Origin of the sequence: uncultured Winogradskyella sp. (genome assembly GCF_947498345.1) — a bacterium.
Lineage (GTDB): Bacteria > Bacteroidota > Bacteroidia > Flavobacteriales > Flavobacteriaceae > Winogradskyella.
In genome coordinates this window covers 347524-364293 of record NZ_CANMJY010000001.1, presented here as the reverse complement: position 1 = coordinate 364293, position 16770 = coordinate 347524, and the positions used below count along the sequence as shown (strand labels likewise).

The following is a 16770-nucleotide window of genomic DNA, read 5'->3' as shown; positions in this document are numbered from 1 at the left end:
ACTAAATCATTTCAAAATAAGCCTTATTAATAGCTTCTCTGTGATCTGGGTGAGCTATTTCAACAAGTGCTTTTACGCGTTCTTTTATTGTTTTTCCAAATAAGTTAGCAATTCCATATTCTGTTACCACATAATGTACGTGAGCTCTGGTGGTTACAACACCAGCTCCTGTTTTTAAAACAGGTACTATTCTGCTTATTCCCTTTCGAGTTACAGAAGGTAATGCAATTATTGCTTTACCTCCTTGACTTAATGATGCACCTCTAATAAAATCCATTTGCCCACCAACGCCAGAATACATACTAGAACCTATAGAATCTGCACAAACCTGACCAGTAACATCAATTTCTATAGCAGAATTAATAGCTACCATTCTTGGGTTTTGTTTTATATATGATGTATTATTTGTATAATTTGAGGCACGCATTTCTACAAAAGGATTATCATCAACATAATCATACAAACGTTTAGAGCCAATTAAAAAAGTGGTTAAGGCTCTTCCTCTATTAATCTTTTTATAATTGCCATTAATTACATCACTTAAAATTAAGTCAATAACACCATCAGAAAACATCTCAGTATGCAAACCAAGATCTTTATGATTTGTTAACCTTGTTAAAACTGCATTTGGTATAGACCCAATACCCATCTGCAAAGTGCTTCGATCTTCAATTAAACTCGCAACATAATCACCTATTTTACTTTCTATTTCAGATGGAACAGACATTTCCATAGTTGGTATCTCATCATCGCATTCAACAAAATAATCAATCTCTGTATAATGAATAATACCTGCCCCATGAGTACGTGGCATCTTCTTATTGATTTGCGCTATAACAGTTGTGGCATTATCAATAGCAGCCAATGTCGCTTCTACAGAAACTCCAAGTGAGCAATAACCGTGTTGATCTGGAACAGAAACATGAATTAAAACTACATCTAGATTAATAATATTTTCCTTAAACAAACGTGGCACTTCACTCAAAAAAACTGGCGTATAAGATCCATTACCAGCTTTTAAAGTATGCCTAACATTTTTACCAATAAAAAAGGAGTTAACATGAAAACTATCCTTTAGCTTTACATCTGCATATGGAGCTTCACCTTCGGTATGCAATTGACAAATCTCAACATTTCTCAATTCTTCATGTCTTGCAGACATTGCTTTAATAAGAGATTGTGGTGCTGCAGCTGCAGCTTGTATATATATTTTATCCTTAGATTTTATAATTTCTACTGCTGCTTCTGCGCTAACTGTTTTATACATTTTATGTGTTTTAGGCTACAAACTTACTTCTTAAAAAATACAAAAAAACTGTTATTTATCATGTTTTTATGGTATTTTAAAATTGTTATAATTACCTATCTTTGCCACTTAAGTTTAATGTTATGATTATTGTAAAAACCAAGGAAGAAATTGAATTAATGCGCCAAAGTGCTTTAGTTGTATCCAAGACTTTAGGCATGTTAGCAAAAGAAGTTAAAGAAGGAGTTACAACTAATCACTTAGATACTATTGCAGAAACCTTTATAAGAGATCATGGAGCTGTCCCAGGGTTTAAAGGCTTATATGATTGCCCCTCTACATTACTGTGTAGTGTTAATGAGGCTGTAGTGCATGGTTTACCAACTGATGTTCCATTAAAAGATGGAGACATTGTTTCTATTGACTGTGGTGCTTTGATGAATGGTTTTTATGGTGACCACGCCTATACTTTTGAAATAGGTAATGTTGATGAAGACACCAAAAAATTAATAAAAATCACTAAAGAATCACTTTATATTGGTATTGATAAATTACGAATTGGTAATCGTGTTGGTGATGTCGGTTATGCTATTCAACAATATTGCGAATCTCATGGTTATGGTGTTGTTAGAGAGTTGGTAGGTCATGGTATAGGTCGTAAAATGCACGAAGACCCAGAAATGCCAAACTACGGTAGACGTGGTAGAGGTAAAAAGTTTATTGAAGGTATGGTCGTTGCTATAGAACCTATGATAAATATGGGAACTCATAAAGTGAAACAATTAAAAGATGGCTGGACCATAGTGACGCAAGATGGAAAGCCAAGTGTTCATTTTGAGCACGACATAGCTATTGTAAATGGCCAACCAGAAATTCTTTCAACGTTTGCCTATGTACATGAAGCCTTAGGTATAATTTCTGATGAAGAAGACAAGTTTAGACAAGATACTTTAGTATTATGATAGTTGACCAACGCATATTAGATATTGAACCAAGAGAAATCATTAAAGGTTATAACGCAAGGTTTTTACACACTGATACACTTACAATTGCCTTTTGGGAAGTTGAGCCAAATGCAGAATTACCGATGCACAATCATGTACACGAGCAAGTATCTCAAATACTTGAAGGCGAATTTGAAATGACCATTAATGGTATTACTAAAATCCACAAACCAGGTTCTATTGTAGTGATTCCTTCTAACGTAGAACATAAAGGAAAAGCCATAACAGCTTGTAAAATTCTCGATATCTTTAGTCCGGTCAGAGAAGATTATAAATAATTACTATTGAAATCAATTTTCAAATTTTTCCTAAACCTATTTCCAAGACCTTTATTAATAAGGTTAAGCTACCTAATCAAACCTGTATTAGAGTTTTTTTTAAGAGGTAATAAGTATACAGATCCAATAGATGGCAAAGGTTTTAGAACTTTTTTACCTTATGGTTATGGTCAACAAAGACCAAATGTGTTATCACCCTCTACCCTTTCACTAGAAAGACACAGGCTACTTTGGTTATATCTTAAAAATGAAACTCATTTCTTTTCAGAACCTTTAAAGGTGTTGCATTTTGCACCAGAGCAATGCTTTTTAAAACGTTTTAGAGAATTAAAACATCTCGATTATACAACAACAGACTTATTGTCCCCTATTGCAGATGTAAAAGCAGACATATGTGATCTTCCTTTTAAGGATAACACCTATGATGTTATACTCTGCAATCATGTTTTAGAACATATACCAAATGATACCAAAGCCATGCAAGAGTTATATCGTGTTATGAAACCAGGTGGTTATGGGGTTTTTCAGATTCCACAAGATTTGAATAGAGCTACAACTTTTGAAGATAATACAATAACTGATAAAGCTGAACGCACTAAAGTCTTTGGTCAGTATGATCATGTAAGAGTTTATGGTAGAGATTATTTTGATAAACTACGTGCAATTGGCTTCAAGGTTGAAGAAGTTGATTATACATCTCAACTTATAGATAGTGACATTGATAAGTATCGCTTGGCCAAAGGAGAAATTATTCCTGTGGTATATAAATAAAAAGCCACACCAAAAACGAACAAAGGTGCAACTTTATATATAGGGATTAATAGTACTTGTAAGACACTAAGTATTTAAAAAAGTCACAAATATTTAGTCAGGAAAATTGTTTAAGTTTAAAGTTTCAAGTTCGCTCTTATCATTTTCAAAAATTATAAAAACTTTAAACTCTGAATGCGATTGAAGAAAGTGTTTAATATTTTCGATTCCCATAGCTTGAAAAGCTGTTGCATAAGCATCAGCAGTCATACAATCTTTAGCTATTACTGACACACTCAAAACATTGGTTTTTGTAGGATAGCCAGTTTTTGTATTGATGATATGCGCATAACGGTTACCGCTTTCATCTGTTTTAAATTTCCTATAAGTGCCAGAAGTTGCCATAGCTTCATCTTTTAAAGTTATGGCTTTATATACGGATTGTTGTCCATCAAAACGAGGTTCGTCCAAACCAACACGCCAAGGTGATTTCTTTTCTACATTTTTACCACTGACCCTAACTTCCCCTCCAATTTCTACCAAGTAATTGTCCACCATTTTACTTTCTAAAAACTCAGCTATAACATCTAAACCATAACCTTTAGCAATAGCATTAAATTCTATATAGAATTCTTTTGGTTTTTTTAATGCATTACCAACTAAGCCTATACGATTTAACCCTACATATTGCATCAGGCTGTCTATCGTTGTGCTATCCGTAAGAAATTTATTTTTTTCGGCACCAAAACTCCAAGCATTTACTACATTACCTATTGTAGGATCAAAAACCCCTTCAGTACTTCTGTAAATCTCCTTCGATGCTTTAAATACTCGCTTAAAATGATGGTCGACTTCGATATCTTCATTATTATTTAATCTGGAAATATCAGAATCTGGAATGTATGTTGAAAGCGATTGATTAACTATCGAGAATAAACTATCAAATTGTTTGGTGTAATTTATATTCTCATCAGAAAAATATTGAATATTAAAACTTGTACCAAAAACAGGACCTGATAGCTTCACTAATTCTGGCTGCTTTTTATCTTCTTTGCAACATATGCATACTATTGCGATAAGAAATAAAACCATTAATTTTTTCATAGTCTATTTTGATTTCGACTAGGTTTTCGGCTTTTCATACTAAGACTTTATCTACCTGATATCTGAAGATTAATTTAAATTCATTTCTATAACTTGAATACCATTATATTCAATCAAATATTCTTCGTTTAAGTAAATAGACAAATCTTCACCTTTAGGATTACCTAGACCTACGCCTGCATATAATACTTTTGCATCTTTTTCAAAAGCGTGTTTTTTAAATGTTTCCATCCAAACTATATCGTAATTATTTGGATTTTCAGGTAAGATTACAGTTCTAACTATTACAAAATAGTATTGGTTATTTTTATCTATACATACAAACTGAGGATGGCGTTTGAGCTTACTATTTATGGCAACAAACTCAAAGCCACGTGCTTCTAAATCCTTACCGACATGGTTCATGGCAAGATTATGTACTTCTTGAGGAGTAAGAGGTTTGCTCATATGACTTGGTCTTTCGACTACGCTTAAGATAGACTTTAGCAGTTAAATTTAATTCATACAAAAATACAATATTGCTTTATAAATATAAAGTAGATATTGACTTCTCAGAAATGACAAGAATTACTTAAATCGTACATATTTGGCGCTACCAAAGGTATAATTTGAAACAGGAATAACAGCATTATCTTCTAATTGATACCAGGGCGAAATATTAGAATTCTCTAGATTCTTAACAAGGTGTACACTTTGTGCAGGTGTATTACCCTGAAACAACAAAAACAGCTTTTCACCTTTATCATTTATTACTTCATCACACAACATTACAATATGACCTGGACTTCCTCCTTTAATAAGCATATCACCTATTTTTAAATCTTTAGATTTTAAAGATTTTAGCTCGTTATAAAGCGAAAGTGTTCCAGAGTACATATAAATAAGATTCAGATATCGATAGAAGTTTTCTTTTGTATCATTGACTTGAGCTGTTTTATGAAATGAAACTTTATTACCACTAATCTTAGGACGATAGCCTTCTGCATATTTATTCCAAGAGCAATAATGTCCTGAAGTAAAATTGAAGCCTATTTCATCCTTTCTATTATTATCCCATAGGTATTCGCTTCTAATTCTTATTAATGCATCTGCACATTGTTGTAGTCCGTTTTTAGGCACTGGAATTTCTAAAATCCCTATGTGTCCACCTTGCCAAAAATATTCAGAATCATCGTAGTTGACGATCTTACTTCCATAAGGTTTTAGCTTGTAATTTCTAAGATAATCTTCAAAACTTCCTTTAGGGTAAAACGAGCGTTTATAGCCCTGAGGAATATTAACCCGAGACTTTATAGTAAGACTATCTTTATTGATAAGACTTGGTGTTTTAACAATAGCTGTTGCTTTATCTATAACCTTTTCAATAGGTTTAAACTGAAAAGCCAAAGCTACAACTGCAACAGATATCAATAAAATTAGTAGTATTTTCTTCATAACCACTACAACGAATAAAACTTAGGATTTGTTATACAGACCATGAATTTATGTAACTTTAGCATGCCATGAAAACTAAATTTATACTGTTTATATATGTTTTGTTTTTTTTATTTAGTTGTAAAAACAAAATTAATCTACCCGACCCTCTTGAGGCTGGTTGGAAAGACAAATCTGTATGTGAAGTTATAGAAGATAACCCAAAAATAAGAGTGCTAAAATGCACTTTTAAACCAGGTGTTGGTCACGAAAAACATTATCACAATCCACATTTTGGTTATACACTTTCTGGCGGAACTTTTAGAATAACTGACGCTTCTGGGACTCGCGAAGTTGATGTTCCTACGGGGTATACTTTTAGTAAAGATAAAATCTCCATACATGAGGTTTTAAATATTGGTGAAACCACAGCTGTTTTTTTGATTACTGAATACAAATAAAATATAGTTTATTAGTTTATAACTGGCATAATAAGTTATGATAAAGCAAAAGACAAGGTATAATTCATTGCTCTATTATTTTAACGATTAATCTTAAAATTTTTAGTATTTAAGCAATATTTGATAGCTTTACCAGAATATACTCTGTTAAATTAGTTAAAACAGAAAAAATTAATTGAGGCAGTTTTGAGTAACTTAACCACATACCAACAATTTTTCACCTTCAAAAAGATATATATTCTTGTATATATGTTTTTTGGTACTCTTGCCCTATTTTCACAAAATGCCGAAACTGAAAATTGGTATTTTGGTGACTTTGCTGGTTTAAACTTTGCCCCTACTGAAGATCCTAATATCTTATCTAATTCTGATATGATTGCACCCGCTGGATGCGCCAGCATTTCTAGTATTAGTGGAGAGCTCCAGTTTTATACCAATGGTATAGACATTTGGAATAAAAACCATTTTATTATGGATAATGGCTCTGGTCTTTTTGGATATGAAGAAGCCACGCAAAACTCAATCATAATACCGATTGCGGATATACAAGGGCAATATTATGTTTTTACTGTGGGTTTTGGCGGTCTATACTATTCTATTGTAGATATGAACCTAAATGGCAATTTAGGAGCTGTTACCCAAAAAAATATTCCTCTTATCCCAAGACCCAATATGGGTAAATTATCCGCTGTGCATCATGCAGATGGGCAATCTATTTGGGTGATGTCTACCAGAAAAAATGTAGATAATGAGTTTACATCTTTTACCGCCGTTAAGGTTAATACCGATGGCACCATTGAAGATACTGTAGTATCTGACGGTCTGGCCTTTAGAGCTGTTACCGAAGGAGTCTTAGTATTTTCACCTAATGGCGAAAGAATGGCCTGTAGCAACTATTTACCAGCTAGCCTAACAGACCATATTTTAATATTCGATTTTGATAATCAAACAGGAGTTGTAAGCAATAGAAGGAATCTTTTAACATCGCTTACGTTTTTCGAAGTCATTTCTGCAAATGGCTTAGCATTTACAAGAGATTCAGAATACTTGTATGCAACTCTTATTAAGCAAGGGTTCTTAAATGTGGCTGAAGGCACTGTATCTGTTCCTGAAGGTTACAATACGTCTAACCTTATATATGAATATGATTTAAATATTTTAAGCCCTCAAGAATATTATACTTTACATTACGAACAATTTAGAGAAGGGTTTCCTGGTGCGCTTCAGTTGGCCAAAAATGGTAAAATTTATAGAGCACTCCCAAAAAACACAGACGAAGGAACCAATTTTTTAGGAACAGCATACAACCCGGATATCTCTACTGTTAGTTCTACTTACGATCACAACTCCATAGATTTAAGCCCAGATAATGTGCGGCTTGGGCTTCCTAACTTTATTCAATCTCATCTTAGAACCCGGATTCTCACAGAAAATATATGTTTAAACGAAGAGCTACCTTTTGAAGTTGACACCTATGCAACAATAACTGCTGCCCAATGGGATTTTGGTGACGGAACTACATCAAATGAAATAGCACCAACCCATGTCTTTACCGATAGTGGCATATATGATGTCTCAGTAACCATAACGGTAAATAACCGACCGATATCCACGACAAAAAAGATTGAGGTCTACGCACTTCCAGAGTTACTTCCAGACCTTGAACTTATTAATTGCGATACGGATACTGACGGTATTTCTGTCTTCAATTTGTTTAATATTAGGGAAAGTATTACAAATCCAGACCTACAAGAGCAGTTGATATTCTATGAAACTCTTAATGATGCCGAGCAAGATACTAACCCAATAGACAATCCTATTAACTATACAAATACAACTGTAAACCAAGAAGTCTTTGTTAGAGCAATTAATGAAAACGAATGTTATTCTATAAGTTCCTTTTTTCTGAATACCGTTTTTGTAGAGCTTACCAACATCCCCGATTTTTATACATGCGAAAACTCTGACGACATAGTTGGTGATGGCAATGGTACGTTTGACTTAGATAATATATCTAATACCATAAGAATCGCTCAAGGGTTCCCAAGTTCTACAACTTTAGATTATTACCTCAATCTTGAAGACGCATTAACTTCACAAAATAGTATCAACCCGAGTTATACAACAAGCTCAACCACCCTATGGGTCAGAGCAGAGTCCGTTGATGTTGAGTGCTCTGGAGTTGGCCCTGTAAATCTTATTGTAAATGACACTCCTGTTATTGGAATTGATGATTTTTATACATTTTGTCGCTCCGAGGGATTTACGCTTTTAGGTGATACCAGTAACGATAGTTTTGAATGGTTAAATAGTGAAGGGGAAGTAGTCTCTACGCTTCAAGAATTATTTACCGACACAGAAGGTACATATACGTTAATCGTATACAAAACACAAAACGGTATTGAATGCTCTAATTCTAAATCATTTACAATAACACAAGTTGCAGCACCAGAATTTCTAAACATAGAGACAGACTTAGATTATAATAACAATACCATTACAATTACTATGGAGGGTGATGGTAGTTACGAATTCTCTCTAAATAATATCAATTATTTTGGAAACTCAAATCAATACACATTCTATAATGTAGAATCGGGAATTCAGACCATATATGCAAGAGATACCGACCAATGTAATCCTGAAATTTCTCAAACTCTATACCTTATCGGATATCCAAAGTTTTTAACACCCAACGATGATGGTGTCAACGATTATTGGCAAATTAAAGGTTTAGTAGAAAACACTTATAAATCTATACGGATTTTTGATAGATATGGTAAACTCATTACCGAACTAAATCCTTCTAACGGATTGCGGTGGGACGGCAGATTTAATAATGTTATAATGCCAAGTAACGACTATTGGTTTAGAGTTGAGTTTTTAGATGGTAATGTAACAGTTGGTCATTTTAGCCTTAAAAATTAAGGTAAAAAGAATCTAAAAATACTATGTTTTTACTGCTTATTATATAAAAGCTCCAGTTAAAAAATACTATAACCAAATATTAGTCCTAGATTATCATAATCAGAGTCTAAACTCAAAAAATCATTAAACATTGTTAGTTTTCTAGTAGTTTGATATCTAATCTCTATACTATATTTATTATTGTATTTATACCCAAAACCAAATGCAAAATTATTACCAGAGTCTATACGCAAATCTAAATTAGAATCAAATTTCGATTTATCACTATTTACATCAACAACATAAGAACCATTAATAAAAAGTTTAGAACTTTTATTTAAGTGCAAATAATGTCTAATCCCAATAGGTATTTCGATAGAACTATAATCTACAGTTACCTTATCTACAGCATCTCCCTCTAATTCCGACTTATAGTTTTGGTATGTAGGTTCAATTATAATTGCCCATTTATTGGCATTGAAGCCCATAACGAATTCAAATTCAATACCAAACCTAAATGATAATTCATTATCAAAATCATATGTTCTTGTAGAGATAAAATCCTTATCTACAAATATGGACGAAGAGTTAATTCCTGGCCGTATAGTTAAATTTATAAAATCTCTCTTCTTATTTTTTTCAAAGTTTTTAAACTCGTTATTATTACATTCATTATATTCTACAAAAAATTTGATTAACTCTTTTTGATTATAATCAACCCTTTCAAATTTTTGCATTTTAAAGCTTGGGCATTTAAAATTAGTATATAATTGTTGTTTATATCGCTCATTTGTTAATATATTACCGTCTTTATTATAATATTTTTTGAAGATTAGTTGCTCAATATCTAAGCTATCAGTAGAATAAAAAAATCGTCTTAACGGCCCATTTTCATACACATACAAGCTAGCTTTACCGTCAACCAAAACTTTTAAAAACAATTCTTTTTCTTCAAATATTGGTGTTCTTACACCATTCATTCGAGATAAATCCTTTTTAGAAACATCTACATTAACTAATCTTCTTATATATTTTGATACGTCATAAATACCAAATTCTTTAACTGTTCTAATCGATTTAAATTGCTTATTTGCAGACTCTGTTAACTTATATTCAAATTCTGAAGGATTATTTTGCCATCCAATGTTTTTTATTAAACATTCGATTTTTTGATCAGAGTTGTCAATAAAGTATCCCTTTTCAAATTTAACCTGTGAATAACAACTTAAACTTAAAATAGTTAAGCATAACAAAAAGTATTTTTTCATGAAGAATGATATAAATATTAATAAAATTTGCGGGTAGTGTAAACTAAAAAATCAATATATGCGATATCAATTTTTTAAACATGTTGATAGGGCTATTTTACTTATATTATTTTAAATTAAAAAATCTAAGTGTATCTATTTTGATGAAATTTATAGTGTATAATTTAAATTAATATTTAAGAAACTTTTCTTTTAAATTACAACACTAAAAAAGCCAACGTCTTTTACGTTGGCTTTTTATATTTTAAACCTTCTGTTTTTATCCTCCAAAGTCATCAAATCTAATATGTTCATCTGGGATACCAAAATCTTCACCCATTTTCTGAACAGCTTGGTTCATTAATGGTGGTCCGCAAAAGTATAATTCTATATCTTCAGGAGCTTCATGATGATTTAGGTAATTGTCTATTACACAATTATGAATAAACCCAACAAATCCATCGCCTGATTCGTCATTTATGTCTGATTTAACTTTCCAATTATCTTCTTCTAAAGGCTCAGAAAGTGCCATATAGAATTTAAAATTAGAGAAGTCTTTTTCTAGTGCTCTAAAATGATCTATGTAGAATAGCTCGCGTTTAGAACGCCCACCATACCAATAGGTTACTTTACGACCAGTTTTAATTGTTTTGAATAAGTGATATAAATGCGAACGCATCGGTGCCATACCTGCGCCACCACCAACATAAAGCATTTCACTTTCTGATTCGTTGATAAAAAATTCACCATAAGGACCAGAAATTACTACTTTATCTCCAGGCTTTTGTGCAAAAATATAAGATGACGCCACACCTGGATTAACATTCATCCAGGCGTTCTTAGAGCGATCCCATGGCGGAGTCGCAATACGAACATTCAACATAATTTCACGCCCTTCAGCTGGGTAAGAAGCCATAGAATAAGCACGCTCTACAGTTTCGGTATTCTTCATCACTAGAGGCCAAAGCCCAAATTTATCCCATTCTGCTTGAAACTTATCTGGTGTTTCGTGCTCTTCTGGATGCGCTGTAATATCTATATCAGAATATTTTATTTCACAAGGAGGAATTTCAATCTGTATATATCCACCAGCTTTATAGCCCATATCCTCAGGAATCTCAACAACAAATTCCTTTATAAAAGAAGCTACATTATAGTTACGTACAACTGTGGCTTCCCATTTCTTAATACCAAATACTTCTTCAGGAATAGTAATCTCCATATCTTGCTTTACTTTAACCTGGCAAGATAAGCGTGCCCCACTTGCTAATTCCTTACGAGAAAAATGAGGGGTTTCGGTTGGTAGCGCTTCACCCCCACCTGATAAAACATGGCATTCACATTGAATACAAGTTCCACCACCACCACATGCAGATGGTAAAAATATTTTATTTCCGCCTAAAGTAGATAATAATGTACTTCCTGAGGCTACTTCAATTTCACGTTCACCATTTATCAAAATCTTTACAGGACCTGATGGTGATAATTTCTGTTTTACAAATAATAACAGGGCAACTAGTAGTAATGTCACTACTAAAAAGGCAGCAACTGTTGCTAATATAATTCCAAAATCTACTGCTAATATCATACTATTCAATTACTCGTTTGTATCTTGTTTCTGCTCTATGTTAGAGATAAGCTTTTCTTCAACTTTTTCTATATCTTCTTTAATCGTTTCGATAGCTGCAGATGTATTTTCTGGTTTTGCTTCTTCATCGCCACCTGTTAACATACCACCAAAACTCATAAATCCAATTGCCATTAACCCTGTAATAATAAATGTAATACCAAGCCCTCTTAAAGCAGGTGGTACATTACTATACCTTATTTTTTCGCGAATAGCTGCAATTGCTAATATTGCTAAAAACCATCCTATACCAGAACCTATACCGTAATTTAAAGCTAAACCTAAGGTTTCTATTTCTCTAGATTGCATAAATAAAGAACCACCTAAAATAGCACAGTTCACAGCTATCAATGGTAAGAATATACCCAATGAGTTATACAGAGATGGCGAGAACTTCTCTACAATTATTTCTACTAATTGTACCATGGTTGCAATGGTAGCAATAAACATAATAAATGATAAAAAGCTTAAATCGTAACTTACATAATCTTCTCCTAACCAGGATAATGCACCTGGTTGTAATATATATTGATCTAATAACCAGTTTAATGGTACAGTAATCGCCAATACAAATATTACTGCAGCACCAAGACCAACAGCTGTTGACACTTTTTTAGATACAGCAAGGTAAGAACACATTCCGAGGAATGTTGCAAATACCATATTGTCTATGAATATTGATTTAAAAAATAGTTCTAAATGTTCCATGTTTTATATTTTGATGAAATCCTGGAAATGAGTTTAGGATGACAATTCAATTTTAGTCTTCTATTAATGCTTTATTTCTACTGCGTTGTACCCAAATAATTATACCTACAACGATAAGTGCCATTGGTGATAATAGCATAAATCCATTATTTTCATAGCCTAAAGCGTACAATCCTGTTTTCTCTATGGGGTCACCTAATACTTGTATTCCCAATAACGTTCCAGAGCCTAATAATTCTCTAAAGAACCCTACGATAATAAGAATAACACCATAACCTAATGCATTACCTATACCATCTAAGAATGATCTCCATGGTCCATTTCCTAAAGCAAAAGCTTCAAAACGTCCCATAATGATACAGTTAGTAATAATCAGTCCAACAAATACTGAGAGTGTTTTACTCAATTCATAAGCAAAGGCTTTTAGCACCAAGTCTACAATAATTACCAAAGTTGCAACAACAATAAGCTGCACAATAATTCTAATTTTTGAAGGAATGATATTTCGCATTAAAGAGATAACAACATTACCTACTCCTAGTACAAACAATACTGAAATAGACATCACTATAGATGCTTCTAATTCTGCAGTAATTGCTAATGCAGAACAAATACCTAATACCTGAATTGTGATTGGGTTATTATCTGCTAATGGGTCTAATATTAATCTACTGTCTTTTCCCATATTTTACTTACCATTTAAAGTTTCAAAATAAGGTAGATACAGTCTTAGATCTTTTTTAATCATTGCTGTAACACCATCGCCTGTAATTGTAGCACCAGCAATAGCATCAACCTCATTATCTGTTTTATCATTATTTTTCGGGTCTGCGTTCCCTTTTGCCACAGTAATACCCTTAAATGTACCATCTGCAGACAACAAGTGTTCACCAATAAAATCGTCCATAAAAAAACGTTGCTTAATGTTAGCTCCCAACCCTGGGGTTTCACCTTTGTGATCAAAATAAGCACCTTGAACTACCATATTTTTATCTAATGCTACATAACCCCAAATTGCATCCCAGAGGCCTTTACCTCTTATTGGTGCGATGTAAAATGTTTGTCCATCTTTCTCACCAACAAATAAAGGTAAACGTCTTGTTTCTCCATTTTTTGCTTTAGCCTGTTCTTTCTTAACATCAATTAAATATGCCTGGTCGTCTTCTTCTGCATTATTACCATCAATAACTAATTGCTTTTTGATATACTTACCAAAGAGCTCTGGTGCATCTTCAGTTGAAACAAAATTAGCACTTGTATCATCGTTATCATTAACACCCATAGCATATAAGATGTTCTGTTGCTTCTCTAAACGCTCATTTTCAGTAATCATCGGCTTCAAAGATGATGCTAAAAATGCTAATAAAGCACCAACTACAATTACCATTCCTATGGCAAAAATTATAGTATATGAATTTTTATCTGTTCTGTTTTCCATCGTTATGCAGCTTTAGCTTTTAAACGTTTCATTCTTTTCTTTACATTACCTTGAACCACATAATGGTCAATTGTTGGTGCAAATACATTCATTAATAGAATTGCTAACATTACACCTTCTGGATATGCTGGATTGAATACACGAATCATAATAGAAATAAAACCTACTAAGAAACCATATATCCATTTTCCTTTGGTGGTTTGAGAAGCGGTTACAGGATCCGTAGCCATAAACACAGTACCAAAAGCAAAACCACCTATCAATAAATGATGCCAGAATTCTGTACTCATTAATCCATAGAACTTACTTGACTCTGTTATCCAACCTGAACTTACAACACCGTTGAAAATTAAACCCATTACCAATGCTCCTATTACTGATGATAACATAATTCTCCAGCTTCCAATCTTAGCAAAGATTAAGAATAAAGCACCTAACAATATTAATAATGTAGACGTTTCACCTACAGACCCAGGAATAATTCCATAGAACATATCCATAACTTCATAACCTGCAGCTTTGTTTTGAGCCAAACTACCTAAAATAGTTTCACCAGATATAGCATCTAAATTTTCGCCTGCGGCAATCATTTGGTCGCGTTCAACAGCACCATGAACCCATACCTTATCTCCAGACATCCAAGTAGGATAAGCAAAGAATAAGAATGCGCGAATAGTTAATGCCGGATTAAGGATATTCATTCCTGTACCTCCAAACACTTCTTTACCTATAACTACACCAAAAACAACAGCTACGGCTAACATCCATAATGGAATATCAACTGGTACAATTAATGGCACTAACATCCCTGTTACTAAGTAACCTTCTTCTACTTCATGTCCTTTGATAATTGCGAAAATGAACTCTACTGCCAGACCAACACCATAAGAAACGATTACTAACGGTAATACTTTCCATAAGCCAACCACTAAGTTACCCCAAGTCCAAAATGAGGATCCGAAGAACCCATCTGCAGAGTCTATTAAGCCTTGTGCTAAATGATGCTGATAACCTGCATTAAACATACCAAAAATTAAGCATGGTACTAAAGCCATGATTACTGTGTTCATTGTACGTTTTAAGTCATCTGCCGCCTTAATATGAGTTCCGTTATGGGTAGTCTCGTTTGGCATATATAAAAACGTAAAAAGCGCATTAAAACCAGGAAGCCACTTTTTGTCTTTATTCTTTTCCTTAAAATTGTGTAAATTTTGTTTTAAACCCATTATCCTATCTCTTTAAGCATTAAGTCTAATCCTTCTCTTATAATTTTTTGATGTGGTTGTTTAGATACGCATACAAATTCTGTTAACGCAAAATCCTCAGGTGCCACCTCGTACATTCCTAAAGCTTCCATTTCATCTAAATCTTTATACATACAAGCTTTTAGAATTTGCATTGGATATATATCTAAAGGAAAAACTTCTTCATAGGTTCCTGTAGTTACAAATGCACGATGCTCACCATTTGTATTGGTATTTAAATCATACTTTTTCTTAGGGTTTAACCAAGAGAATGTTAAAGCTCTAGAAGTAGAAATCTTATTGAATACTGGTTTATTCCAACCAAAAAATTCATAATCATCTCCTTCTGGTATTACTGTAATTACATTACTGTAATAATCTAAATTACCATCTGGTGCTACTTTTTTTCCTGTTAAAACATTTCCGGATATGATTCTATTATTACCATCTTGTTCAACGCCATTGTCATAAACCATAGTTGATACTTCAGCACCAATTTTAGTTTTAAAATATCTAGGTTTCTTTACTGAAGAGCCTGCTAAAGCAATAATCCGTTCTGCATTGAATTTACCCGTTAAAAGTAATTCACCAATGATAACTAAATCTTGTGCATTGACCGTCCAAACTGTTTCACCCTTATTTACCGGACTTACTTTATTAATTAAAGTACCTACATTACCTGCAGGATGTGGCCCAGAAATCTTATAGGTTATTGCATCATTCAAATAAACCAATGGTGACTTGTTGTTTCCAACAGATATGTGAACTCCGCCATCAGTTAGTTTTGATAATGCCGTAACAGCTGCTTGTAATTCAGCTTCTTTACCTGCTAGGGCATAATCTAAATCAGCGGCCAAAGGTGCACTTGCATAACCAGATACAAAAATAGCTTTTGGAGTACTATCTAAACTTGCAATAACATCATAAGGGCGTTGCTTTATAAAAGCCCAACAACCAGATGCTAATAAATGTGCTTTAGTCTTATCTGTATCAGATGACAAATCAAATTTACCATGATCTACATAAGTTTGCTCTTTGTCTGCGGTTATTTTTATAGCGTCAATACGACGTCTTGGTCCACGTTTTACTTCAGTAATTTCACCAGATACTGGTGAAACAAACTTCATCTCTTCATTATCTTTATTGTAAAACAACGCCTCACCTGCTTTAACACGTGTACCTTCTTTTGCAACAAGTTTTGGGATAATACTGTGGAAATCTTCAGGTCTGATAGAGTATGAATTGCTAATGATAGCATTTTCTGTAGTTTTCTCGGCTTCACCGACCAACTTTATATCTAAACCTTTTTTAATTCTGATGTCTTTTGACATATACTTAAAGAT

The 16770-nt window shown here is 33.2% G+C and carries 16 protein-coding genes; 5 read left to right on the top strand and 11 right to left on the bottom strand.

Annotated features, from left to right (window positions below; genetic code table 11):
* Window position 1: 1 nt before the first annotated feature.
* Entirely contained in the window at window positions 2-1267 is a 1266-nt protein-coding gene (locus Q0912_RS01585; RefSeq protein ID WP_299111286.1) for an acetyl-CoA hydrolase/transferase C-terminal domain-containing protein, read from the bottom strand.
* Between the two features lie 122 nt (window positions 1268-1389).
* Between Q0912_RS01585 and map the strand changes: the two genes are divergently transcribed.
* From map to Q0912_RS01570, 3 genes are read left to right on the top strand one after another with little or no spacing between them, the layout of a single operon-like run.
* Complete coding sequence (gene map / locus Q0912_RS01580) at window positions 1390-2208, top strand: type I methionyl aminopeptidase (protein WP_299111283.1); 819 nt, start codon at window positions 1390-1392, stop codon at window positions 2206-2208.
* Window positions 2205-2528: a cupin domain-containing protein gene (locus Q0912_RS01575; RefSeq protein WP_299111280.1), complete on the top strand. Its 324-nt coding sequence runs from the start codon at window positions 2205-2207 to the stop codon at window positions 2526-2528. The genes map and Q0912_RS01575 overlap by 4 nt, the downstream gene beginning before the upstream one ends.
* 6 nt (window positions 2529-2534) lie before the next feature.
* Window positions 2535-3299: a class I SAM-dependent methyltransferase gene (locus tag Q0912_RS01570; RefSeq protein ID WP_299111277.1), complete on the top strand. Its 765-nt coding sequence runs from the start codon at window positions 2535-2537 to the stop codon at window positions 3297-3299.
* A 93-nt stretch (window positions 3300-3392) separates the two neighbouring features.
* Here the strand turns inward: Q0912_RS01570 and Q0912_RS01565 are convergent, their stop codons facing one another.
* The 3 genes from Q0912_RS01565 to Q0912_RS01555 all read right to left on the bottom strand — a co-directional run bounded on the left by Q0912_RS01565 (window position 3393) and on the right by Q0912_RS01555 (window position 5816).
* Window positions 3393-4382, bottom strand: a complete 990-nt coding sequence (locus Q0912_RS01565; protein WP_299111275.1) for an FAD:protein FMN transferase — start codon at window positions 4380-4382, stop codon at window positions 3393-3395.
* 69 nt (window positions 4383-4451) lie between these two features.
* Window positions 4452-4829, bottom strand: a complete 378-nt coding sequence (locus tag Q0912_RS01560) for a Na(+)-translocating NADH-quinone reductase subunit F (protein WP_299111273.1) — start codon at window positions 4827-4829, stop codon at window positions 4452-4454.
* 120 nt (window positions 4830-4949) lie between these two features.
* Window positions 4950-5816 (bottom strand): DUF4846 domain-containing protein, encoded by an 867-nt coding sequence (locus Q0912_RS01555; protein ID WP_299111271.1) that lies wholly within the window; start codon window positions 5814-5816, stop codon window positions 4950-4952.
* A 68-nt stretch (window positions 5817-5884) separates the two neighbouring features.
* Between Q0912_RS01555 and Q0912_RS01550 the strand changes: the two genes are divergently transcribed.
* The gene (locus tag Q0912_RS01550; protein ID WP_299111268.1) at window positions 5885-6256 is read left to right on the top strand and encodes a cupin domain-containing protein; all 372 of its coding nucleotides are present in this window, start codon (window positions 5885-5887) and stop codon (window positions 6254-6256) included.
* 186 nt (window positions 6257-6442) lie between these two features.
* Window positions 6443-9184: a T9SS type B sorting domain-containing protein gene (locus Q0912_RS01545; protein WP_299111266.1), complete on the top strand. Its 2742-nt coding sequence runs from the start codon at window positions 6443-6445 to the stop codon at window positions 9182-9184.
* 56 nt (window positions 9185-9240) lie between these two features.
* Here the strand turns inward: Q0912_RS01545 and Q0912_RS01540 are convergent, their stop codons facing one another.
* The 7 genes from Q0912_RS01540 to Q0912_RS01510 form a co-directional block, all read right to left on the bottom strand.
* Window positions 9241-10431 (bottom strand): tRNA modification GTPase, encoded by a 1191-nt coding sequence (locus Q0912_RS01540; protein ID WP_299111263.1) that lies wholly within the window; start codon window positions 10429-10431, stop codon window positions 9241-9243.
* A 259-nt stretch (window positions 10432-10690) separates the two neighbouring features.
* Window positions 10691-11998, bottom strand: coding sequence for an NADH:ubiquinone reductase (Na(+)-transporting) subunit F (gene nqrF, locus Q0912_RS01535; RefSeq protein ID WP_299111261.1), 1308 nt, complete (start codon window positions 11996-11998; stop codon window positions 10691-10693).
* Between the two features lie 9 nt (window positions 11999-12007).
* On the bottom strand, window positions 12008-12745 hold the full coding sequence (gene nqrE / locus Q0912_RS01530; protein ID WP_299111259.1) for an NADH:ubiquinone reductase (Na(+)-transporting) subunit E: 738 nt from the start codon (window positions 12743-12745) through the stop codon (window positions 12008-12010).
* 52 nt (window positions 12746-12797) lie between these two features.
* A complete protein-coding gene (locus Q0912_RS01525; protein WP_299111257.1) occupies window positions 12798-13430 on the bottom strand; it encodes an NADH:ubiquinone reductase (Na(+)-transporting) subunit D in 633 nt (210 codons plus the stop codon).
* 3 nt (window positions 13431-13433) lie between these two features.
* A complete protein-coding gene (locus Q0912_RS01520) occupies window positions 13434-14183 on the bottom strand; it encodes a Na(+)-translocating NADH-quinone reductase subunit C (protein WP_299111255.1) in 750 nt (249 codons plus the stop codon).
* A gap of 2 nt (window positions 14184-14185) precedes the next feature.
* On the bottom strand, window positions 14186-15409 hold the full coding sequence (locus Q0912_RS01515; protein WP_299111253.1) for an NADH:ubiquinone reductase (Na(+)-transporting) subunit B: 1224 nt from the start codon (window positions 15407-15409) through the stop codon (window positions 14186-14188).
* Entirely contained in the window at window positions 15409-16758 is a 1350-nt protein-coding gene (locus Q0912_RS01510; RefSeq protein ID WP_299111251.1) for a Na(+)-translocating NADH-quinone reductase subunit A, read from the bottom strand. Before Q0912_RS01510 ends, Q0912_RS01515 begins: the two co-directional genes overlap by 1 nt.
* Window positions 16759-16770: the final 12 nt, after the last annotated feature.